At 69.9% G+C, this 21,856-nt stretch carries 25 protein-coding genes and 2 pseudogenes; 10 read left to right on the top strand and 17 right to left on the bottom strand.

All coding sequences use genetic code 11. The annotated features are described in order from the left end of the window. Window positions 1-57: 57 nt before the first annotated feature. Together ACIBG8_RS06440 and ACIBG8_RS06445 are read right to left on the bottom strand one after the other, a co-directional pair. Window positions 58-696 carry a haloalkane dehalogenase gene (locus ACIBG8_RS06440; RefSeq protein WP_397341512.1) on the bottom strand — a complete coding sequence of 213 codons (639 nt, stop codon included), beginning with the start codon at window positions 694-696 and terminating at the stop codon, window positions 58-60. Window positions 697-705: 9 nt separating this feature from the next. Further along, complete coding sequence (locus ACIBG8_RS06445; RefSeq protein WP_397341513.1) at window positions 706-1,272, bottom strand: TetR/AcrR family transcriptional regulator; 567 nt, start codon at window positions 1,270-1,272, stop codon at window positions 706-708. 50 nt (window positions 1,273-1,322) lie between these two features. Between ACIBG8_RS06445 and ACIBG8_RS06450 the strand changes: the two genes are divergently transcribed. Together ACIBG8_RS06450 and ACIBG8_RS06455 are read left to right on the top strand one after the other, a co-directional pair. Beyond that, entirely contained in the window at window positions 1,323-2,429 is a 1,107-nt protein-coding gene (locus tag ACIBG8_RS06450) for an FAD-dependent oxidoreductase (RefSeq protein ID WP_397341514.1), read from the top strand. After that, window positions 2,416-3,498 carry a histidine kinase gene (locus ACIBG8_RS06455; protein WP_397341515.1) on the top strand — a complete coding sequence of 361 codons (1,083 nt, stop codon included), beginning with the start codon at window positions 2,416-2,418 and terminating at the stop codon, window positions 3,496-3,498. Before ACIBG8_RS06450 ends, ACIBG8_RS06455 begins: the two co-directional genes overlap by 14 nt. An 84-nt stretch (window positions 3,499-3,582) precedes the next feature. On the opposite strand, the gene ACIBG8_RS06460 is transcribed toward ACIBG8_RS06455, so the two are convergent. Both ACIBG8_RS06460 and ACIBG8_RS06465 read right to left on the bottom strand, forming a co-directional pair. Further along, window positions 3,583-4,221: a response regulator gene (locus tag ACIBG8_RS06460; RefSeq protein ID WP_397341516.1), complete on the bottom strand. Its 639-nt coding sequence runs from the start codon at window positions 4,219-4,221 to the stop codon at window positions 3,583-3,585. Then, window positions 4,212-5,378, bottom strand: coding sequence for a sensor histidine kinase (locus tag ACIBG8_RS06465; protein ID WP_397341517.1), 1,167 nt, complete (start codon window positions 5,376-5,378; stop codon window positions 4,212-4,214). The genes ACIBG8_RS06460 and ACIBG8_RS06465 overlap by 10 nt, the downstream gene beginning before the upstream one ends. A 109-nt stretch (window positions 5,379-5,487) precedes the next feature. Between ACIBG8_RS06465 and ACIBG8_RS06470 the strand changes: the two genes are divergently transcribed. Then, window positions 5,488-5,652: a hypothetical protein gene (locus ACIBG8_RS06470; RefSeq protein WP_397341518.1), complete on the top strand. Its 165-nt coding sequence runs from the start codon at window positions 5,488-5,490 to the stop codon at window positions 5,650-5,652. 73 nt (window positions 5,653-5,725) lie between these two features. Here ACIBG8_RS06470 and ACIBG8_RS06475 read toward each other — a convergent pair whose 3' ends face one another. From ACIBG8_RS06475 to ACIBG8_RS06490, 4 genes are all read right to left on the bottom strand, one after another. Next, window positions 5,726-6,847, bottom strand: a complete 1,122-nt coding sequence (locus ACIBG8_RS06475) for a sensor histidine kinase (RefSeq protein ID WP_397341520.1) — start codon at window positions 6,845-6,847, stop codon at window positions 5,726-5,728. Then, complete coding sequence (locus ACIBG8_RS06480; protein WP_397341521.1) at window positions 6,844-7,521, bottom strand: response regulator; 678 nt, start codon at window positions 7,519-7,521, stop codon at window positions 6,844-6,846. The genes ACIBG8_RS06475 and ACIBG8_RS06480 overlap by 4 nt, the downstream gene beginning before the upstream one ends. Before the next feature lie 198 nt (window positions 7,522-7,719). After that, entirely contained in the window at window positions 7,720-7,923 is a 204-nt protein-coding gene (locus tag ACIBG8_RS06485; protein WP_397341522.1) for an NAD(P)H-binding protein, read from the bottom strand. A gap of 60 nt (window positions 7,924-7,983) precedes the next feature. Next, entirely contained in the window at window positions 7,984-8,271 is a 288-nt protein-coding gene (locus tag ACIBG8_RS06490; protein WP_397341523.1) for a hypothetical protein, read from the bottom strand. Window positions 8,272-8,345: 74 nt separating this feature from the next. On the opposite strand from ACIBG8_RS06490, the pseudogene ACIBG8_RS06495 reads away from it, so the two are divergent. Then, window positions 8,346-8,600: pseudogene (locus ACIBG8_RS06495) on the top strand (ABC transporter ATP-binding protein); the annotation flags it as partial. Here the strand turns inward: ACIBG8_RS06495 and ACIBG8_RS06500 are convergent. The 8 genes from ACIBG8_RS06500 to ACIBG8_RS06535 all read right to left on the bottom strand — a co-directional run bounded on the left by ACIBG8_RS06500 (window position 8,597) and on the right by ACIBG8_RS06535 (window position 15,420). Beyond that, window positions 8,597-9,790 carry an acyltransferase domain-containing protein gene (locus ACIBG8_RS06500; protein ID WP_397341524.1) on the bottom strand — a complete coding sequence of 398 codons (1,194 nt, stop codon included), beginning with the start codon at window positions 9,788-9,790 and terminating at the stop codon, window positions 8,597-8,599. The pseudogene ACIBG8_RS06495 and the gene ACIBG8_RS06500 overlap by 4 nt on opposite strands. 374 nt (window positions 9,791-10,164) lie before the next feature. Then, window positions 10,165-11,130, bottom strand: coding sequence for a tyrosine-type recombinase/integrase (locus ACIBG8_RS06505; RefSeq protein WP_397341525.1), 966 nt, complete (start codon window positions 11,128-11,130; stop codon window positions 10,165-10,167). Window positions 11,131-11,382: 252 nt separating this feature from the next. Beyond that, complete coding sequence (locus ACIBG8_RS06510) at window positions 11,383-11,943, bottom strand: hypothetical protein (protein ID WP_397341526.1); 561 nt, start codon at window positions 11,941-11,943, stop codon at window positions 11,383-11,385. 90 nt (window positions 11,944-12,033) lie between these two features. Next, window positions 12,034-12,471 carry a hypothetical protein gene (locus ACIBG8_RS06515; protein WP_397341527.1) on the bottom strand — a complete coding sequence of 146 codons (438 nt, stop codon included), beginning with the start codon at window positions 12,469-12,471 and terminating at the stop codon, window positions 12,034-12,036. Then, entirely contained in the window at window positions 12,468-13,811 is a 1,344-nt protein-coding gene (locus tag ACIBG8_RS06520) for a Dyp-type peroxidase (RefSeq protein WP_397341528.1), read from the bottom strand. The genes ACIBG8_RS06515 and ACIBG8_RS06520 overlap by 4 nt, the downstream gene beginning before the upstream one ends. Before the next feature lie 3 nt (window positions 13,812-13,814). Beyond that, window positions 13,815-13,952, bottom strand: a complete 138-nt coding sequence (locus ACIBG8_RS06525) for a hypothetical protein (RefSeq protein ID WP_397341529.1) — start codon at window positions 13,950-13,952, stop codon at window positions 13,815-13,817. After that, window positions 13,949-14,419: a hypothetical protein gene (locus ACIBG8_RS06530; protein ID WP_397341530.1), complete on the bottom strand. Its 471-nt coding sequence runs from the start codon at window positions 14,417-14,419 to the stop codon at window positions 13,949-13,951. Before ACIBG8_RS06530 ends, ACIBG8_RS06525 begins: the two co-directional genes overlap by 4 nt. Before the next feature lie 338 nt (window positions 14,420-14,757). Further along, the gene (locus tag ACIBG8_RS06535; RefSeq protein WP_397341531.1) at window positions 14,758-15,420 is read right to left on the bottom strand and encodes a TetR/AcrR family transcriptional regulator; all 663 of its coding nucleotides are present in this window, start codon (window positions 15,418-15,420) and stop codon (window positions 14,758-14,760) included. Between the two features lie 140 nt (window positions 15,421-15,560). Here ACIBG8_RS06535 and ACIBG8_RS06540 point away from each other — a divergent pair, with 140 nt between their 5' ends. The 6 genes and pseudogenes from ACIBG8_RS06540 (at window position 15,561) to ACIBG8_RS06565 (ending at window position 21,355) form a co-directional block, all read left to right on the top strand. Beyond that, window positions 15,561-16,694 carry a VOC family protein gene (locus ACIBG8_RS06540; protein WP_397341532.1) on the top strand — a complete coding sequence of 378 codons (1,134 nt, stop codon included), beginning with the start codon at window positions 15,561-15,563 and terminating at the stop codon, window positions 16,692-16,694. After that, window positions 16,691-17,629 (top strand): fumarylacetoacetate hydrolase family protein, encoded by a 939-nt coding sequence (locus ACIBG8_RS06545; protein WP_397341533.1) that lies wholly within the window; start codon window positions 16,691-16,693, stop codon window positions 17,627-17,629. Before ACIBG8_RS06540 ends, ACIBG8_RS06545 begins: the two co-directional genes overlap by 4 nt. Then, window positions 17,626-19,299: pseudogene (locus ACIBG8_RS06550) on the top strand (AMP-binding protein); the annotation flags it as partial. The gene ACIBG8_RS06545 and the pseudogene ACIBG8_RS06550, both read left to right, overlap by 4 nt. A 158-nt stretch (window positions 19,300-19,457) precedes the next feature. Next, entirely contained in the window at window positions 19,458-19,823 is a 366-nt protein-coding gene (locus tag ACIBG8_RS06555) for a pyridoxamine 5'-phosphate oxidase family protein (RefSeq protein ID WP_397341534.1), read from the top strand. After that, window positions 19,820-20,827: a bifunctional 3-(3-hydroxy-phenyl)propionate/3-hydroxycinnamic acid hydroxylase gene (locus ACIBG8_RS06560; protein ID WP_397341535.1), complete on the top strand. Its 1,008-nt coding sequence runs from the start codon at window positions 19,820-19,822 to the stop codon at window positions 20,825-20,827. Before ACIBG8_RS06555 ends, ACIBG8_RS06560 begins: the two co-directional genes overlap by 4 nt. Window positions 20,828-20,848: 21 nt before the next feature. Next, the gene (locus ACIBG8_RS06565) at window positions 20,849-21,355 is read left to right on the top strand and encodes a hypothetical protein (protein WP_397341536.1); all 507 of its coding nucleotides are present in this window, start codon (window positions 20,849-20,851) and stop codon (window positions 21,353-21,355) included. A gap of 112 nt (window positions 21,356-21,467) precedes the next feature. On the opposite strand, the gene ACIBG8_RS06570 is transcribed toward ACIBG8_RS06565, so the two are convergent. Continuing rightward, window positions 21,468-21,854 (bottom strand): Tn3 family transposase, encoded by a 387-nt coding sequence (locus ACIBG8_RS06570; RefSeq protein ID WP_397341537.1) that lies wholly within the window; start codon window positions 21,852-21,854, stop codon window positions 21,468-21,470. Between the last annotated feature and the right edge of the window lie 2 nt (window positions 21,855-21,856).

A 21,856-nucleotide genomic window follows, 5' to 3' on the forward strand; every position in this document is an offset into this window, starting at 1 on the left:
CTCTTAGATCGTTGAAACTTTAACCGCATCCCCTTCGGGGGTATTCCGAGGTTATAGTCAAGAGATGTGACCGTCAAGATAAGTGACTAAAGCCCTGGGCTTAGAGTGCCCAGTCCGCGATGGCTCTGGCGATGGCCTCCGGCTGGTCCTCGGTGGCGTGGTGGCCAGCCACGTGTCGTAGGCGAGCACGCGTTCCGTCACGTCCGCCGGGTCGCCGTCCAGAGGCAGGGAGCGGGCCCACCGCAGGACGGGCTTGCGGCTTTCCCTGGTCGGATACGGGGCGAGGTAGGCCGACAGCTGCTCGGGGCTCAGCGGGTCGAGGACGCCGCCGGTGTAGGCGGTCTCGATGAAGAGGTTGGTGTCCAGGACCAGCTCCTCGCCGCGTTCTGGGCGCATCGCCTCGGCGCGCTGCTTGGGGCCCTCGCCCAGCGAACTCCACGACATCGGCCGCACGATGGTCTCGAAGAACGCGACGCCGCGGGCCCTTTCCTGGTGGCGTGCGGCCCAGTCGAAGGCCAGCGCCCCTCCCCAGTCGTGGCCGACGAGCACGACGTCGCGCAGGTCGAGGGCGTCGAACCAGGCGTCGAGGTAGCGGGCGTGGTCGGCGAAGGTGTAGTCGATGTCGGGCTTGCCGGACTGCCCCATGCCGATCAGGTCGGGGGCCAGCAGCCGCGCCGGGGCGCCGATCGCTGGCAACTGGTCGAGCTACTCCAGCGGCTGATCGAGCAGCACGCCTGAGACCATCGTCCTGGCCAGCGCCTCGGCGTCCGTGGCCTGGCCGGTGACCAGCGCGTACAGCGCCCCGCCGAACAGCACGATCAGCGTGTCGACGTCCGCCCGGGAGGTCGCCAGCCCCAGCGCCCGGTGCTGGGCGTGGGTGAAGTCGACGGCCTCGGCGTGGATCTTGTCCAGCGTGCGCTGCAGTGCGGGACGCCGGGTGGCCTCCAGGGTGAGCTCGTAGATCGCCAGGTAGCGGGCGCGGTACAGCTCCGCCGACATCCGTAGCGACAGGGTCAGCAGCTCGACCAGGCCCCCGACGGGGATGGAGCCGGCGGTCTCCATGTCGGCGCGGTGGAGCTCCAGGACGCGTTCAGCCGCCGCGCCCAGCAGGGCGTCGCGGCTGCGGAAGTAGTTCGACGTCGTCCCGGCGGGCAGCCCGGCCTCCTCGTCGACCGCCCGGTGGCTGAGGCCGTGCACGCCGTCCCTGGCCAGGACGGCGATCGCGCCGTCGGCGAGAGCCTGGCGCCGCTGCAGGTTCTGAGGTGGGGCCACCCACCCAAGGTATCACTACGCTGATAGTACTATTGTGGTAGTAATAAAGGGTGAAAATTCTGATCATCGGGGCGGGTATCGGCGGCCTGGCGGCGGCGCGGGCGCTGGGCGCCGACGGGCACGAGGTCGTCGTCTTCGAACGCGCGGACAAGCTGCGGACCGAGGGGGCGGCGCTGACCCTGTGGAGCAACGGCACCGGCGTGCTCAGCGCGCTGGGCGTGCCGACCGAGGGCCTGGGTGCCCCGGTGGACGTGCTCGAACAGCACAGCTGGGACGGCAAGGTGCTGCTGCGCGTCGACCTGGCGCACGCGGTCAGGGCGTACGGGCACCCGCATCTGTCGACCCCGCGCCGTGACCTGATCCAGCGCCTGGCCGTCGGCGTGCCCGTGGCGTTCAGCAGGACGTTCACCGGGTTCGACCAGGACGAGCATGGTGTGCGTGCCCACTTCGCCGACGGCACGACGGAGAGCTGCGACCTGCTCGTCGGCGCAGACGGCTACCGCTCCGCCGTACGCGGGCAGGCCTGGGGGGCGGACCCGGCCCGGCCCAGCGGGTGGTCCACCTGGCAGGGCCTGAGCGCCGTCGACATCGAGATCACCACCTCGCGGCGCGGGCTCATGATCCTCGGCCCCGAGGGCATGGTCGGGCTGATGCCCGCGGGCAACGGCCTGCTGCAGTGGTGGTTCGACCTGCGCTGGACGCACAACCCGCCGCCGCTGCGCGAGCGGTTCGGACACTGGGCCTCGCCCGTGGACCAGGTGCTGGACCAGGTGCGCGACGAGGAGATGGAGTTCTTCCCGCACTACCACTTCAAGGTGCCCAAGGTGTGGAGCTCGGGACGGGTGACGGTGCTGGGCGACGCTGCGCACACCATGCCGCCGACCGTCGCCCAGGGCGGCAACCAGGCGCTGGAGGACGCGTGGGCGCTGGCCAGAGCGCTGCGCGAGGAGCCTTCCGACGTACGGCGGGCGCTGGCGCGATACGAGCGCGCCCGCACCCGGCGCGCCGCCCTGACCTCGCGGGTGGCCAGTGCCGAGCCCGCCAACCAGTATCGGCCGACGTTGTCGCGCCTGGCGCCCGACGCGTTTCTCGGGCCCATCTACACGCGCTGGTTGCGCATGGTCAGCACCTATCTTGGAACCCATGCGGGAAGGTAGGAGCTTCCTCGCCTTCGCCCTGATCTGCGTGGGCGTGGTGTGGGACACGGTCGACGGCGCGTTCAGCCCGGCGTGGCTGTCGTGGGCCGCGCTCGCCGTGGCCGTCGTGCTCTACTCCCTCGCCGTGCTGCTGGCGTTCGGCGGCGACCGGCGGCGCGCGCAGTGGGCGCTGGCCGGGCACGTGGCGGTGGTGGCGGTGATGTCGTGGTTCTACGGCAGCGGGTGGTTCTACCTGTTCCCGCTGGCCGCCATCGCGTGCGGGACGGTCCTTCCCGCGCGGCGGGTACGGCCGGCGATGATCGCCCTGGGGGCGGCCACGGGGCTGGTGGCCTGGCACGGCGGGCGCGGCATCGAGACGATCCTGGCGCTGGGGTGGGGCACGTTCAGCGCGGGTGTGGTCGTGGCGCTGATACTCAACATGGACAAGGTGATCACCGAGCTGCGTGAGACGCGGCAGTTGCTGGCGGAGACGGCGGTGGCCGAGGAACGGCTGCGGTTCTCCCGTGACCTGCACGACCTGCTCGGGCACACGCTGTCGGTGATCGTCGTCAAGGCGGAGGCGGTGCGCAGGCTCATCCCGCGCGACCCCGGGCAGGCGGCGGCGCAGGCGGCGGACATCGAGGCGGTGGGGCGGCAGGCGCTGACGGAGGTGCGTGAGGCTGTCACCGGGTACCGCAGCGGGAGTCTGGCGGGGGAGCTCGGGCGGGCGCGTGACGCGTTGGACGCGGCGGGGGTCTCGCTCCGGGTGCGTCAGGAGGGCGACGGGCTGGGGGCGCAGGAGGAGGCGCTGCTGGGGTGGGTGGTGCGTGAGGGCGTCACCAACGTCATCCGGCACAGCGGGGCCCGCTCGGTGGTGATCACCGTGTCCGGCCGTACGGTGACCATCCACGACGACGGCGACGGTCTTTCGGGAGACGGTGGCGGTTTGTCGGGAGACGGTGGTGGCAGCGGGTTGCGTGGGTTGCGGGAACGGCTGGCGCAGGCGGGCGGCACCCTCCACGCGGGCCCCCACCCGGACGGCGGCTTCGCGCTGACCGCCACGCTCAAGGCCGCCCCGGAAGAGCTCTAGGCCCAGCCCGGGAATGACCCTTCACATCGAGAGCGCTCAGAACCCCTCTGTTAGGGGCTCAAAGCCCGGCCTGGAGCGGTCGCTTCAGCCTTCCAGGTAGCGCAGGACGGCGGCGACGCGGCGGTCGACCTGGTCGCTCGGGCTCAGATCCAGTTTCCCGAAGATGCTGCGGATGTGCTTGTGCACCGCCCCCTCCGTCACATGCATCCGCTCGGCGATCGCGGTGTTCCCCAGCCCCTCGGCCATGAACCCCAGCACCTCCCGCTCCCGCCCGGTCAGCCGCTCCAGAGGGTCGATCCGCCGCGTGAACAACTGCGCCACCACCTCGGGATCGATCGCCACCCCACCCTTGGCCACCCGGTGCAACACGTCCAGGAACTCCGCCACCCGCCCCACCCGCTCCTTGAGCAGGTACCCGACCCCGGCAGCGCCCCCGGCCAGCAGCTCGGTGGCGAACGCCTGCTCCACGTACGCCGACAACACCAGCACCGTCATCGACGGATGCAGCCGCCTGGCCGCCACCGCGGCCTTGATGCCCTCGTCGGTGTGGGTGGGCGGCATGCGCACGTCGACCACCGCCACGTCGGGCAGGTGCTCCTCCACGGCCGCCATGAACTCCACCGGGTTGGCCACCGCTGCCACGACCTCGATGCCCTCCCCGCCCAGCAGCAGGGCCAGGCCCTCGCGCAGCAGCGCGTCGTCCTCGGCGATGACTACGCGCACGGTAGCTCCACTTCGATCGTCGTCGGCCCGCCATCGGGGCTGGTCAGGGTGAAGGCGCCGTCGTGCGACTCCACCCGGCGGCGGATTCCGGCCAGGCCGGACCCGTCGTGTTCCTGCGCGCCGCCCTTGCCGTCGTCGCGTACCTGGATGCGCAGCTGCTGGCCGTTCAGACTCACCTGTACGGTGGCCCGCCGGGCGCCGCTGTGCTTGGAGATGTTGGTGAGCGCCTCGGCGACGGTGAAGTAGGCGGTCGTCTCCACCGACAGCGGCAGCGTCCCGAGCTCGCCGACCTCCAGCCCGCACGGCACTCCGCACTCGGCGGCCAGCGCGCTGAGCGCCCCGGCCAGGCCCTTGTTCTCCAGCACGGGCGGCAGGATGCCGCGCACGACCGCGCGCAGCTCGGCCAGGGCCTGCTCGGCGGCGCCCTGGGCGCGTTCGAGGGCGATCGCGCTGGTGGCCGGGTCGCGGGCGAGCGCCCGCTTGGCGGCGGCGACCATGACGACGACCGCGACGAGCCGGTTCTGCGCGCCGTCGTGCAGGGAACGCTCGATACGGCGCAGCTCGGCGGCGTGGGCGCGCAGGGCGCCCGCCCTTGTGGCGGTGAGCTTGGCGACGCGTTCCGTGAGGTCTTCCGAGGGGTGGGGGCTGAGCAGGCGCCGGCCGTACCAGTCGACCAGCTGCGCCAGTCGCGGGCCGACCAGGACGGCCAGGACCAGCCACAGCACGCTGGACAGGCTCACCAGCCACACGGCCGGCCAGGTCAGCGCGGGGATGCCGATGGCGGAGGAACTCTCGCCCTCGGGCAGCAGCCGCCACCACAGGGGTAGTGACAGGTCGCGGACGGCGTTGATGGGCAGCGCTACGCCGACGATGCTGAGCACCAGGCCCGCGGTGCCGTGCAGGGCGATCCAGGACAGGTCGCGGCCCGTGGTGGCCGACGGGGTGAGGACCGGGGCGCCCCAGCGGGAGAGCCGGGTGCGTTCGCGGTCGGTCACCATCCTGGTCAGTGCGAGCATCTTGGGCAGGATCAGGAACCCGACTCCCAGCCCGCACAGAGCCAGCGTGACCAGCCAGCACGTGAGGGTGAGCAGGGCGAGCATGGCGGTGCCCACTCCGCCCGCGAGGCGGTCGAGAGCCTCGAAGGCGTTGCGCATCATGCTGACTACTTTAGGAGAACACCCCAAACCCGACATTCCAGCCAGCTGTACCATCGGCGTCAGGTCTACGGGATGGTTGGCTCAGCTGGGCGTTTCTAGGTTGGACGGCATGAGAATCCTGCTGTGGATCGTGCTGGTCGTCGGCGTCGCCGTCAACATCGTGGGCAACGCCATCGGGCGCAACCTGGCCGTCGGGCTGCCGGGTGGGCTGGTCGCGGCCGCCTGCGCTGCCGCCCTCATCACCCACCACGTCCGCAACCGCCGCCGCTCATGACAACCGCCCCACCACTTCGGGAGGGGCCCTCGCCTCGGGGGAGTCCCCCTGCCACACCACGCGATGCCGGGTCTCAGGCGTTGTCGCGGGGGATACGGAGCCGCAGCCGGTAGCCACCTTCCGCGGTCGGTCCTGCCTCCAGGGTCCCGTGCAGGAGTTCGGCGCGTTCCCGCAGGCCCACGAGCCCCTGCCGGGAACCTGGCAGGGGCAGGGAAGGACGGGTGGGCGGGGTGTTGGTGACGGTCACTCCGACGTCGTTGCCGTCCTGCCACAGCTCGACGGTGGCTCTCGCGCCAGGGGCGTGCTTGCGCACGTTGGTCAGGGCTTCCTGGACCGTTCGGTAGAGCCCTCGCTGGGCGGGTGCGCTGACGATGGCTGGGAGTTCCCTGGTCAGCATGACCTCGATGCCGCTCGACTCCACCAGTTTCCGCAGGTCGGTCAGGGTCGGCTGAGGGGTGAGCTCGGTGGCGTGACCGCCAGAGGCGCGTAGCAGCGTGACCATGGAGCGCAGTTCGTCGAGCGTGGCCACGCTCAGCGAGCGGATGGTGCGGGCAGCCTCTTGGACCTGCGGGTCCTTGGTGGCGACCTGCAGGGCGCCGGCCTGCACCGCGATGAGGCTCACCTGGTGGGAGACCACGTCGTGCATCTCACGGGACAGCTGGGCGCGTTCTTTGGCGACGACGGCCTGGGCGTGCAGGGCGCGTTCGTGTTCCCGGGCCTCCTCGATCTCCTGCAGCCGCCGGGCCAGGTCCCGTCGTGCCTGGACGAGCTGACCGAACAGGACCGGGGCGATGGCGATCGCCAGGTTGTAGACGAAGTAGAGCAGCGTGAAGGTCTGGCCGACTTCGGAGAGGTCGGACGGTGGCCACGGGATGCTGCCCGCGATGGCCGTCACCGCGACGCATACCGCGAGAAAGCGTCGGTCGCGGGACCGTTCGGCCAGCGTGAACAGCGCCACGAGCGGAGCGACGGCTATCTGGGTCACGACCATGACCGGCAGGGTGAGCAGGAAGACGGGGAACGGGAATCTGCGGCGGAAGAGCAGCGCGCCGCAGCCGAGCAGGGCGAACGCGGTGCCGAGGCGGGTCTGCTCCCAGGTGTTCAGCCATACGTCCAGCGCCGCCACCGCCACCAGGGCGAGGTCGACGACCGGCGCGGGCACACGCCGCCACAGGGTGCCTGCGCGGCTCATCATCCGGCCTGCGACTGCTTGCGTTCGTCCAGCAGTCCGGCCCGCTGCGCCAGCAGCGCGGCCTGCACCCGGCCGGTCACCCGCAGCTTGGTGAGGATCGCGCTGACGTGGTCTTTGACCGTGCCAGCGCCCAGGTGGATACGCGCCCCGATGTCCGCGTTCGACAGGCCCTCCGCCACCAGGACCAGGACGTCACGTTCGCGCGGGGTGAGCAGCCGGACGCGAGCCGCATCCTCGGTGCCGGGATTGTTGTGCAGCAAAGCCCGGGAGGCCTTGGGGGACAGCACGACTCCGCCCGCCGCGAGCGTACGCACCAGGTGGGCGAGCTGGTCGGGTTCGGTGTCCTTGAGCAGGAAACCGGCCGCGCCGGAGTGCAGCGCGGTCAGCACGTACTCATCGGTGTCGAACGTCGTCAGCATGGCCACCACCGGGGCGTCCGGCATCATCCGCACCTGGCGCAGGACGGTGAGTCCGTCGACATCCGGCATCCGGATGTCCAGCAGCACCACGTCGGGCGACTCCCGGCGGACGGTCTCGACGGCGTCTCCTCCGCTCGCGGTCGCGACGACCTCGATGTCGTCGGCCGCACCCAGAATGAGGCTGAAACCCGAGCGCACCAGAGCCTCGTCGTCCACCACCACTACCCGGATCACGTGCTCCGCCTCGCTCTCGTCCATCGTGGCCAGCCTGCTTTCGATCTTAGGATTGGCCCCAGGGCCTGGGCGCTGCGCCATGCCTCAAGACTCGGGAACAATGTCCCGCCGCCCGGGTGGGGGGCTCAGCGTCGTAACGTGACCAGATCCGCCCTTCGACCGCCTCGAGCACGAAATGGGCGACGTCTGCCCTGCTGATGCGGTCGGCCAAGAGCTCGCGCTTCAGGAGCATGGCGAGATACGGCTCTGTCCTGCCCGCACCGAGCGCAGACACCACCACGACGCGACGGTGACGCGGGGGTCATGGCGCTGCGGCAGCCTGGCAGGGTCGCGGACCAGCACGCTGACCTCGTGCCCGGCTGTGAGTATCTGGTCCAGCACGTGCCGGCCCGTGCGCCCGGTAGCGCCAAGAAGGGTGAGCCTCATGGGATATTCCTCTCTCCGGAGGTACGGCATCGGCCATGGGCCGGACGTTCCCGAGATCGATCACGCGGTCAGGGTCACGCGTGGGCTTCCTTCCTCGAGCATGCCATCGACATCGGGCGTCCCTTGCTCGTGCGCATGATGTCCAGCCGTACGGCGGGGCGGATCCGGCTGGTCGGCGGGGTGGACGGGCACCACCCCCGGCAATGCGTGGCCCGCCCGGGTCAGCTCGTGGCGGGGCTGTGCCCTGGTCCGGCTGAACGGCCGCGGGAGTTCGAGCGTGAGGAAGGCCTCGGCCCGTAGCGCGGACATCCCGATCCTGGGCAGGTCGCGAGCGGCCGGGTACATCACGAAGCGCGGCTCCCACGCTGGATCGAACTTGGCGTTGAACCGCGCGCCAGGCGCGGATGACCGGACCGGCGCCGCCCCGGCTGCTGCTCATGGACGAGGCCACCTCCCAGCTCGACGCCGTCAACGAACGGGCGATCCGGGAGGTCATCGCCAAGGTCGCCCGCGAGACGACGGTGCTGGTGGGCGCTCACCGCCTGTCGACGGTGACGGACGCCGACCGGATCGTCGTGATGGAAGCGGGACGGGTCCGAGCGGTGGGCAGTCACACCGACCTGCTCACGCGGGACCGGTTGTACGCGCGCCTGGCCGCCACCCAGCTCCTGGCCTAGATCGGGAAGTGGCCGCGGCGGATGCGCCAGTGCCGTCCCGCCTTGAGGTGGTCGATGACCGCACGCTGGAGTGCGGTACGGCGCGGCAACTGGTCGAGCGGCGTGGTCAGGGTTCGGAACACGAATCGCAGCACCTCGACGTCGGCGTCCAGCCCTTCCGGCTCCTCGTAGGGGTCCAGCTCGAACCTGCGCTGGAACCGGACGATGTTGGAGTCCTCTGGCAGGTACTCCAGGAGTTGCGGATCGAGCAGCCACGAGCCGCAGGCGAACTCGGTGTAATGCTCGTCGGGAAAGTGGCGGGGAAAGAACGCGCGGGCTTCGCCGAGCGACGCCTCGACCGCCTCGGGAGTCATCGGCCCGGACTCGGGGATGTGCAGGTCGATGGCGGTCCCGCCGCGGTGGTACTGCAGCCGGCCCAGCTCGTAGATGGCACCGCGGGCGTGCAGTGTCAGCCAGCTCTGCATGACCGGCCAGCCCTCGCCGCGCATCCGCCGGTCGACCGCGAGGTTGCGGCCCAGATCCGCCAGAGCCGCCCACGAGACGGCTTCGTCAATACCGTGCTCGCGGTGGTAGTCCATGACCACACCGGTGAGTGCCAGGTACGCGTACACGTACAGATGCCGCCAGGCGGGGCCCCGCTCGCGCGGCAGCTCCGGGCCGGGCGGCAGCCAGCCGTGGCCCCCGAGATCGGCGCGGACCAGGGCGACCGAGCGGTCGAGCAGCCACCGCAGTTCCGGAGTCCACAGGGGTGATCCCGGGTCCGGCCAGCCTGCCATGATCTCGGCGGCGTCGTCCGGCCGTACGGCCAGGCGGTCGAGGAGCGCGGGCGCGTCGGCCTTGGCGGGCAGCGGAGCCGACGGCCGATCGCCGGCGAGCCGGTGCACGCGGTCGATATCGTCGAGGGGCACCCCGAGCTGGGTGGCGGTTTCGTCCAGATTCACGCGGAGGATCCTACGATCACGCGGGCGTTCCCAGACGGATTCCGCGTGCTCCAGCACGGCGTACGGCAGGCGGGCCCGCGCCATGCCAGGCGCGTCACCGACCAGCGGCAGCCGTACAGAGGATCCGGTTTCTCCGCGAGCCACGGAGCCGGGTGTGAGCGGGCCGGTGGGCCCGTAGAGCCGCGCCGTGAAGTCCAGGCAACCGGCGAACGGATGGAGGGCGACGACCTCCGCATGCCATTTCCTCACCCACGTGCGGATGACCAGTTGCCCTTCCTGGTTCGCGTAGGGGATCCAGGGAGCCAGAGCGCCGCTGCGGTCACGCGGGGGCGACGATCGCGACAACAAGGCCGCGGTCTCGATCAGCCTCGGTGTGACGGGGACGCGGCGTGCCCGGGCGCCGCCCCTCGGGCAGGGTCAGCTGCTCGCGTGAGACAGCCACGTCATACGTCGTTCCGGTCATCTGGGCACGTGGCGGCAGGGAAAGGCACGCCGGGTCCGCGCTCCGCTAGTGGCGCGGAACGAGGAGGAGGTGCCCGCCGCGTTCGGGCAGTTCGGCGCGATCCAGTGCGGGTGCCGCCGGAATACGGCAGAAACGGGCCGCAGAGCGGAGCTCGGCCTGGTCAGCCTCTGCGGTGAGGATCGCGACGGGCTTGCCAGCGGGTAAGGGCGTCGGGCGAGACCCGGGTGTAGCGGGCCAAGCTGGCGACCGAGGCGTGACCGGAGTAGGCCAGGAGTGTGCCGGCGTTGGCGCCGTTCTCGGCGGCGTGAGTAAGCGCGGAATGCCGTAGGTCGTGCAGGGTCCACCCGGGCGCGGCCGCGAGGTCTGTCGGGTCGGTGAGATCTGGGTGAGCCAGCGGTTTGGTCAGCTGGTTGAAGATCTCCTCAGCGCGACGATAGGACAGCCGGGCCCGGCCGGTGACCAGGTCCAGATCGCTGGCGGCGAGAGCGGCGCGGGCGCGCCGCTCGGTGAGGAACACCGGCCCCTTACCGCGGCCGGCGAGCAGCTTCGGTAGAAGGCGTGCGGTGCGGGTCTGCCAGACGATGATGTCGACTGCGCTGCCCTTGCGGGTGACCTTGGCGCGTCGGTTGCGCCGGTCCAGGTGTTCGATGTCCAGGCGGAGCACTTCGCTGGCGCGCGCGGCGGTCTCGTACAACATCGTCCACAGCGTCTTCTCCCGGAGCGGAGCCTCCAGATCGAACAGCGCCTCGATGTCGGTGACCGCCAGCGCACGAGTCCGATCCGGGGCGCGGCCTCGCCGTCGGAGTCGGCGGGTCGGGTCGGTGCTCAGCCAGCCCTGGTCCATCCAGAAGGACACCGCAGAACGAAGGGCGTCCAGGTGCCGGTTGAAGGTCGCAGCGGCGCTTCCGTTCCATCGTTGGGCGAACCAGGCGGTGAGCCGGTCGACGCTCTGTTCGTCGTCGAACTCGGCGAGCAGGACGGGAGTGCGGGGCGGGGCGAACTCGGAGATCAGGGCGCGCAAGGTGGAGCGGTAGGCGCGCTGGGTGTTGCGTTGCTCGGGGCCGGACAGGGTGGCCAGGTAGGCGGCCGCCGCGGCGGGCAGCGGAGGTGATCCGCTGCGTTCCAAGCGGTAAAGCTCGCCCACGGTCACCACCGCTCACCCCATGACAGCTTGCCCGGCGACGACCGGCATCTGGTGGATGCCCGCTCGGGTTGGACGTCGGCGAACTCTCGCGGCGCCTCGACGAGAGGTGAACTCGGTGGCGGCGTCGCAGAGGTGGTTGCCCTACTCGGCCTCGGCGAGCCGAGCAGCACAGAGTCAGGCGCTTGACGCACGTCGACGCTCTACGTCCCGATCCGATGCCACGCCAACGGGTCTTCAGCCGGGAAGTTCGTCGATCGTGGCGGGTTCGTGTTCGGCGACGCCGTTGACGGTGTGGCGATAGGCGCTGGAACTGGGATAGGCGTAGCGGCGAGAGCGCATGATGGAGCCGAGGGGGCGGTGGGCTTGGAGGGCGTGCCAGGGGTTGAAGGACAGGACGTCGTCGGCGTAGCGGCGACGGGCGTCGCTGTAGGGGTCCTGGGCAGGCAGGCGCAGGACGGCGACCGTCTGGTGGGGTGAGAGATCCTCCGACCACAGCACCGAGGCGTCCTCGATCGGCATCTGATCGACGTCAACGCAGAGTTGGGCGCGCAGGTCGTACTCAGCGGCGTCCCGGGCGAAGAAGGCGGTCACCAGGTCGCGCAGTGCAGATTCGCCGGCCTTTCTGCTGATGGGCCCTCCGGTGAGGGCGCGGACGCTGGCCGAACGGGGCGCTGCGGAGATCTTGGCGACGTGATCGCCGTAGCGGATCGCGGCCATGGAGTGGAACGTCTCGCCGAGGATGTGGTGGTTGGTGGCGGCGAGGGTTTCGATGGCGGGCGGAAGCGGGCGGCCCAACCGGGTGAGCGCCTTGGCGGTGATACGGGCGCCGAGACCGCCGACCTGGAGTTGGAGGTCGCTTTGGCGGGGCTGGCGTTCGAGCAGATCCTACAGTTTCGCGTACGCCCTGATGTCGCCGAACGGCAGCGTGGGGTGGTTGACCAGGAGGAAGTCCTGGGTGGACAGGCCGTCGTCGAGGGCGCGTGGGCCGTGGACTTCGAGAACTTTGATGGCCATGCCGCGCTGGGCGTTGACCTGGTCGGAGCGCAGGTCGCCGGGCGCGGTGGAGAGCCGGACGATCACTGGGTAGGTGCGGGGGACGGCGAAGAGGCCCTGGGCGAGGTGGCCGGGGAGGTCGGGCAGCACCTGCAGTTCGCCGGCCAGCACGCCGTGGCTCTTGGCGTGGGCGTCGCGCAGGCCGTGCCGGTGCTTGGCGGCGACCTGGCGGTTGGCTTCCAGCATCGCCTGCACGACCTGGCGGACGAGGTCGTCCTCGCCTGGGAGGAGCCGCTCCAGATCGTCGGAGTAGCGGATGTAGGCCGTCACGCGTGTTCCTCTCCCAGCCAGCCGATGGCCGACAGGCTGGGCATGAAGAAGTACTCGCCGCCGAGCAGGGTGTTGAAGCTCTGGATGCCGTGCACGCGTCGCGGTGGCGTGCCGGGCACGGTGAAGTACGCCTGTTTGTCCTGCAGCGAGATCATGGGATCCTTCTCCTTGCCGAGGCCAACGAAGTTGCCGGAGTTGACCCATTCGCTCTGCAGGAACTCCACGGTGTCGATGGCGCGTGCGCCCAGCGCGATGAAGTCCAGGCCGCGTGGCCGGCTGTCGTCGTGGAGCGCGTCCGGGGGCAGCGGTGTGCCGTAGGAGGTGCCGCGGCGGATGAGCCTGCGGATGTTGACGTCGCTGAGGACTTCGAGCTTGGTCGTGCGCGGGTTCATCCGCCGGATGTGGGAGCCCAGTGGTGTGCGCAGGCCGCGGGGGTCGTCGGCGTAGTCGAAGTCGTTGATCCGTTCGGGGCGGGTGAGGGCCGCATCGTCGTGGTCGGGCGAGAGCGCCAGCGGGGCGCCGCTGCGCCAGCGGCCCACCAGCTTGGCGGCCAGCAGTTCGCGCTCGGCGTCCGTAGCGGCGTTGTCGTGCAGGTACCGGTTGAACGCTGCAACGTGCGAGTGGTATTTGCGGAACACCATGAAGGTTCCGTTGCGGCCCAGAACGTCCGGGGAAGGCATCGGCAGCGGCCGCCGGGTCTCGCTGGCGTAGCCGAGCACGAACTCTCCGGCCTTGATCGGCCGCTCTCTTGTCGGCAGCGGTCCGGTGCCGCTGCCCTCGATCAGCGGCTGGGTGAAGCCGTCGCGGAACCCGAAAACATTGGTGGCCGGCGCAGGTACCGCGAAGTCCTGATGCGACAGGAGCCGGATGCCCGCCAGCCCTCGCAGTTGCTGTTCGTAGCCGGCGACCTCGCTGCGCCAGTCGGGCTCGCTGGCGGCGTAGACGCTGAGCGCGACGTGCACGCGGGGGCTGCCGAACGGCGCCTCCCAGTTCGCCGGAGCGTTCACCCCGACATCCCGCAGACGGTCGGCGCGTGCGGCCATGCCCACGCGGAAGTTGGCGGGAAAGGAGGCCAGTGACTCCTTGGGCACGCCGAGTGCGACCAGGCCCTGGTAGCTGAGGGTCAATGCCAGCCAGGATGGGCGCGGCTCATCCCAGCGGGCCGCGCAGGTCACCCTCGGAGCCAGGCGGCGCATCAACTCCCGGCCCGCGGCGGCGTCGAGGATCTCCAGGATCGCGTGCGTCCCGAAGTACGGTTCGGGACGCGGTCGCAGGATCGCCGCCTGGATGTCGTCGAGCTCGAGGGCCGGCCGGTGCAGGAGACGCCGCAGGAGGTCCATGGGTCAGTTGAGCACGGTCAGGAAGGTCTGCACGGTGGCGTCCTGCCGCTTGAGGCGGGAAACCTCCGCGACTGTGACGGTGGGATGCGCCACGAACCAGGCCGAGGCCGGCACCTGGTACTGGACGATGAAGTCCTTCACCTGGGTGAGGCGATCCCCGGCCAGCCCTCGATGTTGCCGAACAGGTAGTCCATCATGTCGGGAATCTTGGTGGCGAAGTCGTCGATGTAGGGGTCCCACTCGCCGTCATAGGCGGTGGCGAACAGCAGCTTGGTGTCGTTGTCGAGGAAGACGAAACGCATGTTGTGCAGGGTGCCGACCTGCCCGGCGCCCGCCAGATTGCCGTTGATGAGGTCGAAGAACTTCCTCAGCCGTGCTGCGCCGTCCGGCTTGAGCGGCATGATCACCGTAAGTTCCGAGACCTCGCCGCTCTTGGCGCCGACGCGGCCCGCCGTGGTCACCACATGCTCGGCCGCCGTCTTGTCGGCCAGGAGCTCCCCGATGCGAACCTTCAGCGCCACCTTCGCATCCGCCAAGGTCTGCTCGACCTTGGCCCGGATCGTGTCGGGCAGCTGCTGATACCTGGCCTGCAGATTCTCTTCGCCCACCACATACTCCTCAACGGGTGAAATCGCCACTCACAGCCGTATTCCCCACACGCAACCCCTGTCGGCGGTGCTGGCGCACTCATTGCCTCCTGCCGATGCAAGCTTGGATCCAGCCATCGTGGCGGCGGACGCTGGATCACCGCGCGCCTGCGCAGGCTTATGAGGGCTGCCGCGCGGGACTCACCTCTGGGCCGCCGCCTAGCAGGTCCCAGGAGGTACGACAGGACCGAATGACATCCGGTCCTGTCGAGCCTGACGCCGAGCTGCCCTCTCCGATTCGCGAGGCGACGGGTACCGGAAGGACGCGGACAGGCGACGTTCCGCTTGACGCCCCGTAACTAGGCGGCGCTGTCGCCTTGGGCAAGCTCGTCCAGGTTCGGCAGGGGGCGACGGCAGACTTCCCGTGCTTCGTCGGCGGGAAGACCGAACATGCGCAGCAGGTCCTCGGTGATCTGGTCGGCGGCTCGGGCGTCGTCACGGTCGGGCTGGTCATGCAGCAACTGGCCCAGGGACAGTGCGGCGCCGGCCGCGACCGTCAGAGCCAGCTCAGTGTCGGCCACGGTGAAACGACCGGCCTGGGTGGCGGCCTGGATGTCGCGACGCGCCCGGGGAACCAGTCCCCGCTCCGACCGGGTCAGGGCCATCCCGCGGTTCAGCAGGACCTTGCTCAACTCGGGATGGCGGCGGTGCAGGCGTCCGGTGAGCCGGAAACTCCGCGCGAAGATCTCGGCGGGATCATCCAGATCCAGGGTCAGTTCGTCGAGCAGTGCGCCATGGCGGTCGAGGGCCTCTTCCACAGCAGCGTGGAAGAGGTCTTCCTTGCTGTCGAAGTGGTTGTAGAACGAGCCCATGCCCACGTCGGCGGCCTGGGTGATCTCCAGGATGGGGACGCTCGTCTGGCCGTCGGCGATGAAGGCCTGAGCTGCGCGGATCAGTGCGGCGCGGGTGCGCGCCTTGCGCCGATCCAGGCGGTTGAGTGCCGCCCCCGCCTCCTTCGCCATGCCTGCTCAGCTCCTCCGAAGTCACGTCCCGCACTCACCATAGCGCCTTCCTTCAGTTTTGACGATATCCTCACTTCTGAGTCTTGACGATGTACTCATAAGTGAGGATATCGTCAGAAGTGCTGAAAAGGAGGTGGCCCATGATCGACCACCATGACCCGCATGCCGGCCTGCACAGCGAGCAGGGCGCCCTCAAGGGCGAGCATCCCGGAAGGGCGCCCAATCCGATCGTCAAGGTGCACGACCTTGCCTGGCTGGAGTTCAGCAAGCCGGATCTGGAACGCGCCGAACGATTCGCCCACGCCTTCGGATTCACCACAGCGCTGCGTACCGCCGACGCGCTCCACCTGAGAGGCACCGACGCGGGCTCCCCGTGCGTGCTCATCCGGAAGGGATCTCGATCGAAGTTCATCGGCCCGGCCTTCCAAGCGGCCGACCCGAGCGATCTGCTGCGGCTGGCGCAGGCCACCGGCGGCAAGGCCGCACCGTTGCCGGAGAGCCTGGGCGGGCTCGCCGTCGACCTGGCCGACCCGCAAGGCCACCGAGTACGGGTCGTCTCCGGAACGCACGAGCTGGTCGCGCTGCCGGCGCAGGTCCCACTCACCTTCAACGTCGGGCACGACACGGCGCGCACCAATGCCACCCAGCGACCGCCGCGTGAGCCCGCCCTGGTGCAGCGGCTCGGCCACGTGGTGGTGCAGACCACCCGCTACCTCCAGAGCTTGAACTGGTATCTGGAGCATCTGGGGCTGATCGTCAGCGACTTCCTCTACTACCCAGGGCAGCGCCAACGCGGGCCGGTGATGAGCTTCATCCGCTGCGACCGCGGCGCGACGCCCACCGACCACCACACGCTCGCGATGACCCTCGGCCCGGTCGACCGCTACGTGCACTCCGCCTACCAGGTGGCCGACCTCGACGCGCTGGCCGCAGGCGGCGAGCATCTGCTCGAGGAGGGCTACCGGCGGTCCTGGGGCATCGGCCGGCACATCCAGGGCAGCCAGATCTTCGACTACTGGCGCGACCCCGACGGCTTCCTGGTCGAGCACTTCAGCGACGGCGACCTGTTCGACTGCACGCTGGAGCCCGGCTGGGCGCCCATGACCGCCTCCGGCCTGGCCCAGTGGGGCCCTCCGGCCAGCAAGGACTTCCTCGGCATCGCACCCGGCCGGGAATCTCTGCGGGAACTGGCCGGAATCGTCCGCGCGGTGCGCGAGGACAACGAATTCGACCTGCACCGCCTTCGCGGCCTGCTGAAAGTAGCCAGCTCATGAGCACCTCCATCCTGCGCACCGCCGATGCCTGGTGGGTGGCCACGCCCGCCGGCGCCGCCAAGGTGAACACCCAGGCCACCACCACCGGTCAACTGCTGGCCGACCGGCAGGCGATCGCCGCAGCCGCCACTAGCACCGACACCGTTGCCCTCGACAGCCTGACCCTGTGCTCGCCGGTCACCGCGCCCTGCCGCGTCGTCGCCCAGATGACGAACTTCGCCTCCCACGTCAAGGACGCGGGCATGGACCCCGCCGCCATCCCGCTGACCTTCTTCCGCAAATCCTCCGGCTCGATCAGCGGACCCTACGACGAGGTCATCCGGCCTGCCCACGTACGGCTGCTGGACTACGAAGCAGAGATCGGGCTCGTCTTCGGCCGGCAGATGCCCGTAGGCACCCCGGTCACCGCCGACAACCTCCCCGACTACGTCGCGGGCCTGGTGGTCACCAACGACGTCTCCGCCCGGGACCTGCAGTTGCCCAAGACCCAGTTCTATGAATCGAAGTCCTACCCCACCTTCACCCCGGTCGGCCCCGTTCTGCTGCTGCTGGAGCCCGGCGAGTTCAAGCGGTTCTCCGAGCTGCGGCTGCGCCTGCGGGTCAACGGCGAGATTCGGCAGAACATGACGGTCACCGACATGATCTACCAGCCTCTCGAAACGCTGCGGGCGTTGACCCGCTTCCAGCGGATGGACGCCGGTGACTTGCTGCTGACCGGCACGCCCGTCGGCACCGCACTCAGCGCGCCGCCCAAGGCGGTCGAGATCCTCGCCTCGCTGCTGCCGCCCGCGCTCAAGTGGAAGCTCTTTTTCGAGCGCCAGGCCAACAACCCCCGATACCTGCAGGACGGCGATGTCATCGAGATCGCCGTGGCCACCGACGATGGCGCCCTCGATCTGGGCAGCCAGCGCACGGTCGTGAGGCATACACGATGACGCACCACGCCGAGGGCGAACGCCCCCTGGTGCTGGTCCCGGAAGACCTGCCTGTGGTGGAGGCGGTGCCGCTGGCCGAGCGCGACCTGCCAGCCTCCACCTACGACCTGCTGGCCCGCACCGCCACCGCGACCCCGGACGCCCCCGCCCTCCACCTGCTCGGCGAGGGTGAGGAGAACAGCTGGAGCTACGGCGAGCTGCTGACCCGCGTCCACCAGGCGGCCAACCTGTACACCAGCCTGGGGTTGCCGCCGGGCGGCACGGTGGGGCTGCTGCTGCCCAACACCGGCCACACCTACGCCGCGCTGCTGGGCGCCCAGGCCGTCGGCGTCGCAAATCCGGTCAGCCCGATGCTGGCCGACCAGCACATCATCGACATCTTCACCGTGACCCGGGCCGAGATTCTCGTGGTGGCAGCTGACCTACGAGAGAAGGCGCTACGCATAGCCCGGGGGCTGCCGCACCTGCGCGCCCTGCTGATCGTGGGCGACGATGCCCGGAATGGCGACGACTTCGAACGGCTCGCGGCCGAACAGACCGGCGACCGGCTGATCAGCTCCCACCGGCCCACGCCGCACGACCTGGCCGCCTTCTTCCACACCGGCGGTACTACCGGCACGCCAAAGATCGCCCCGCACACGCACGCCATGCAGGTCTACATGGCCTGGGCACTCGGCTGCTCGGGCGCCTACCTGGGCGGCGGGGTGGCGCTGGCCGGACTGCCGCTGTTCCACGTCAACGCCCTGCACGTCACCGGCCTTGCGCCGTTCATGCACGGCGCGAGCGTGGTCAGTCTCGGCCCGCTCGGCTACCGCGACAAGACGCTCATGGCCGACTTCTGGCACATCATCGAGCGCTACCGCGTCACCGCCTTCTCGGCTGTGCCGACCGTGTACGCGAGTCTGCCGCCGGTCCCCGACGGCGTGGACATCTCCAGCCTGCGCGCCGGCGTGGTCGGCGCCGCCCCACTACCCGGCCGGGTGCGCGCCGACTTCGAGCAGGCGGTCAAGGTGCCGATGCTGGAGGGATACGGGCTCACCGAGGCCACCTGCGCCAGCGCAGCCACTCCCGCCTTCGCTCCCCGCCCGGGATCGGTCGGGCTGCGCCTGCCGTACCAGCAGATCAAGGCCGTGACGGTGGACACCGACAGCCGTCCCACCGGCGACTGCCCGCCCGGCCAGAGCGGGATACTGGCCATCAAGGGGCCCGCGGTCTTCCCCGGCTACCTCGGCAGCGACGGTCCCGATCCCACCGGCAAGATCTTCGACGGCTGGCTGATGACCGGCGACCTCGGCCATGTGGATGCCGACGGCTACGTCTACCTGACCGGGCGGGCCAAGGATCTCATCATCCGCGGCGGCCACAACATCGACCCGCGGGCCGTCGAGGAGTCCCTGCTGGCCCATCCCCATGTGTCCGGCGCGGCCGTGGTGGGCCGTCCCGACACGCACTCCGGCGAGGTGCCGGTCGCCTACGTGACCGTTACCGGGCAGGTCAGCGAGGATGACCTGCTGGCCTGGGCCCAGGCACACGCTCCTGAGTCGGCAGCCGCACCCAAGGCCCTGCACATCGTCGATGCGCTGCCCATGACCGCGGTCGGCAAGCTGTTCAAGCCCGCGCTGGTCGCCGACTCCGTTCGCCGCATCCTCACCGAGCTCGCCCCCAGCGCCTCGGCCGAGGTCGTGCTGGAGGACGGGCGACCTGTCGTCCTGATCGTCCCGGATGAGCAGCTGATAGCCGCACTCGACCGTTACCCGATCCGCTACCGGCTGGTGACCTCAGGATCGAACCTGTTGTCCGCGACTTCCTCACCCGGCACCCGGCAGGTGTGCTGGCCACCACCCGGACCGACGGCGGGGTACGCCAGTCAGTCGTCTACTTCGCCCTGGACGGCGACCGCCTGCTCATCTCCACCGAACCCGCTCGCGCCAAGGCCAAGGACGTGCAGCGCACCGGCCGTGCGTCCCTGTGCGTCGTCGGGACGGCGGCGCCGTACCCGTCAGTGACGCTGGAAGGCACAGCCCGCATCCGCACCGCAGGCATCGGAGCGGACACCGCACGGGTCTGGTCGCGGATCGGCGGCCAGAGCGTCGAGCCGCTGAGCGATGGGGACCTGGAAGCGATGAACCGCGTCGTCCTGGAGATCACCGTCCAGCGCGTCTACGGCGCCAGCTATCTGGAGAACACGGCATGAACCCGCGCACCATTCCGGTCGTCGTCATCGGCGCAGGTCCCACCGGTCTGACGGCTGCGACCCTGCTGGCTCAGTACGGCGTCGCCTGCCTGGTACTGGAGCGGTGGGAGTCGATCTATCCGCAGCCGCGGGCCGTTCACCTCGACGACGAGATCCACCGGATCCTGGCTCGTCTCGGGCTCGGTGAGAAGTTCACCCGCATCTCCCGGCCGGCCAGCGGGCTCCGCCTGCTCGACCGCGACATGCGCGTGCTGGCGGAATTCCGCCGCGGCACTGCCATCGGCCGCAACGGCTACCCAGAGGCCAACATGTTCGACCAGCCAGAGCTGGAAGCGCTCCTGCGCGTGAACCTGAAGCGGCACCCGGCCATCACGCTGCGCGGCAACGCCGAGGTCACTGCGCTTACCCAGGACGGGCCGGGACCGGTGAGGGTCGAGTTCACCGACCGATCCACCGGCCAGCGCCACACGGTTCTGGCGACCTACGTACTGGGCTGCGACGGCGCAGGCAGCCTGACCCGAGCCTCGATCGGCTCCACCATGCGGGACCTGCGCTTCGCGCAGCGCTGGCTCGTGGTCGACGTGGCCACCGACGCCGACCTTGACGCATGGGAGGGCGTGCACCAAGTCTGCGACCCGCATCGCGCCGCCACCTACATGCGCATCGGACCCACCCGCTACCGGTGGGAGTTCCGCCTGCGCCCCGGCGAGCTCGCCGCCGACTACCAGGCAATCGACCGCCTGCATCCCTTGCTCGCCCCCTGGACCCGCCACATCCCAGCCGAGGACCTGAACCTGCTGCGAGTAGCCGAATACACCTTCCGCGCCCAGATCGCCGACCGATGGCGGGATCGGCGGATCTTCCTGCTGGGCGATGCCGCCCACCTCACCCCGCCCTTCATCGGCCAGGGCATGGGCGCCGGACTGCGGGACGCGGCTAACCTGTCCTGGAAATTGGCGGGCGTCCTGAACGGAGACCTGCCCGAGGACGTCCTCGGCACCTAAGAAACGGAACGAAAACCCCACGTGCAGGCCCTGATCCGGATGGCCAAGCTGATCGGGACGGCGATGACGCAAGGCGGCGAACTGGGCAACCTCATCCGCGCTGCCCTGGCGCCGCGCCTGCATCTGCTGCCCGGGTTCAAGCAGCGGATCCTGAGCAGCGCCACCCCGCCCCTGCCCCGCTCCAGCCTGGTAGCGGGGCCGCGTCTGCGCCGCCGCACCCTGGCCGGCCGACTGTGCCCCAACCCCATCCTCGACGGAGAGCGGCGATTCGACGACGTGGCCGCGGGCCGTTTCGCCATGTTGTCCTCGGCCCCGGCCACGGCGGCGCAACAGGCCGAGGTCGAGCAGCGCGGCGGTATCCTGCTCCTGGCCCGACCCGGTAGCGAACTGCACCGCTGGTTGCGTCGCGGACACGTAACGGCCGCCATCGTCCGCCCAGACGGCACAGTGCTACGCGCCGGGCGTGATCTCTCGTCCCTGTGCGCGAACCTGCCCTGCTTCACGGCCCCTACCAGGCGAATCCCCTGAACTCCGATGAGGCCGGAATATCGATCATGAACATCGCGATTTTCGGCGCCGTCGCTGGTTCAGCAGCCGAGCTGAGCGGCTCACTCATGACCCTCGAACCCGTCGTCGGGGATCACGGTGCGAACAGGACCCGTGATTCGAGGTCGAGATGTGTGGTGGGGTCGGCAGCCGGTGGGGTCAGATTGAGGATCCAGTTGCCGAACCGGCGGATGACGTGCGTGATGTAGGGCGAGATGGTGGCCAGATCATCGGGGTCGACGGGGCGTCCTTCGGCGGCGATGGCGTTGGAGATGTGCCGGTGGGCGAGGCCTCCGTAGCCTCCGTATCGAATGTGGCTTTCGGCCAGGAGATTGTTCTCCCACGTTTCGACCTGGGAGCCGTCCGCAACCACCTCCACCCGATGTCCACGGGCGGCCAGAGCGCCGGAGAGAGTGGCGGTGGCGCGGATGGTGCCGCCGATGCCGTACGCGCTGTCCAGCAGAAAGGCGGTCTTGTTCATGC

Origin of the sequence: Nonomuraea sp. NPDC050556, assembly GCF_044457355.1 — a bacterium.
Classification (GTDB): Bacteria; Actinomycetota; Actinomycetes; order Streptosporangiales; family Streptosporangiaceae; genus Nonomuraea.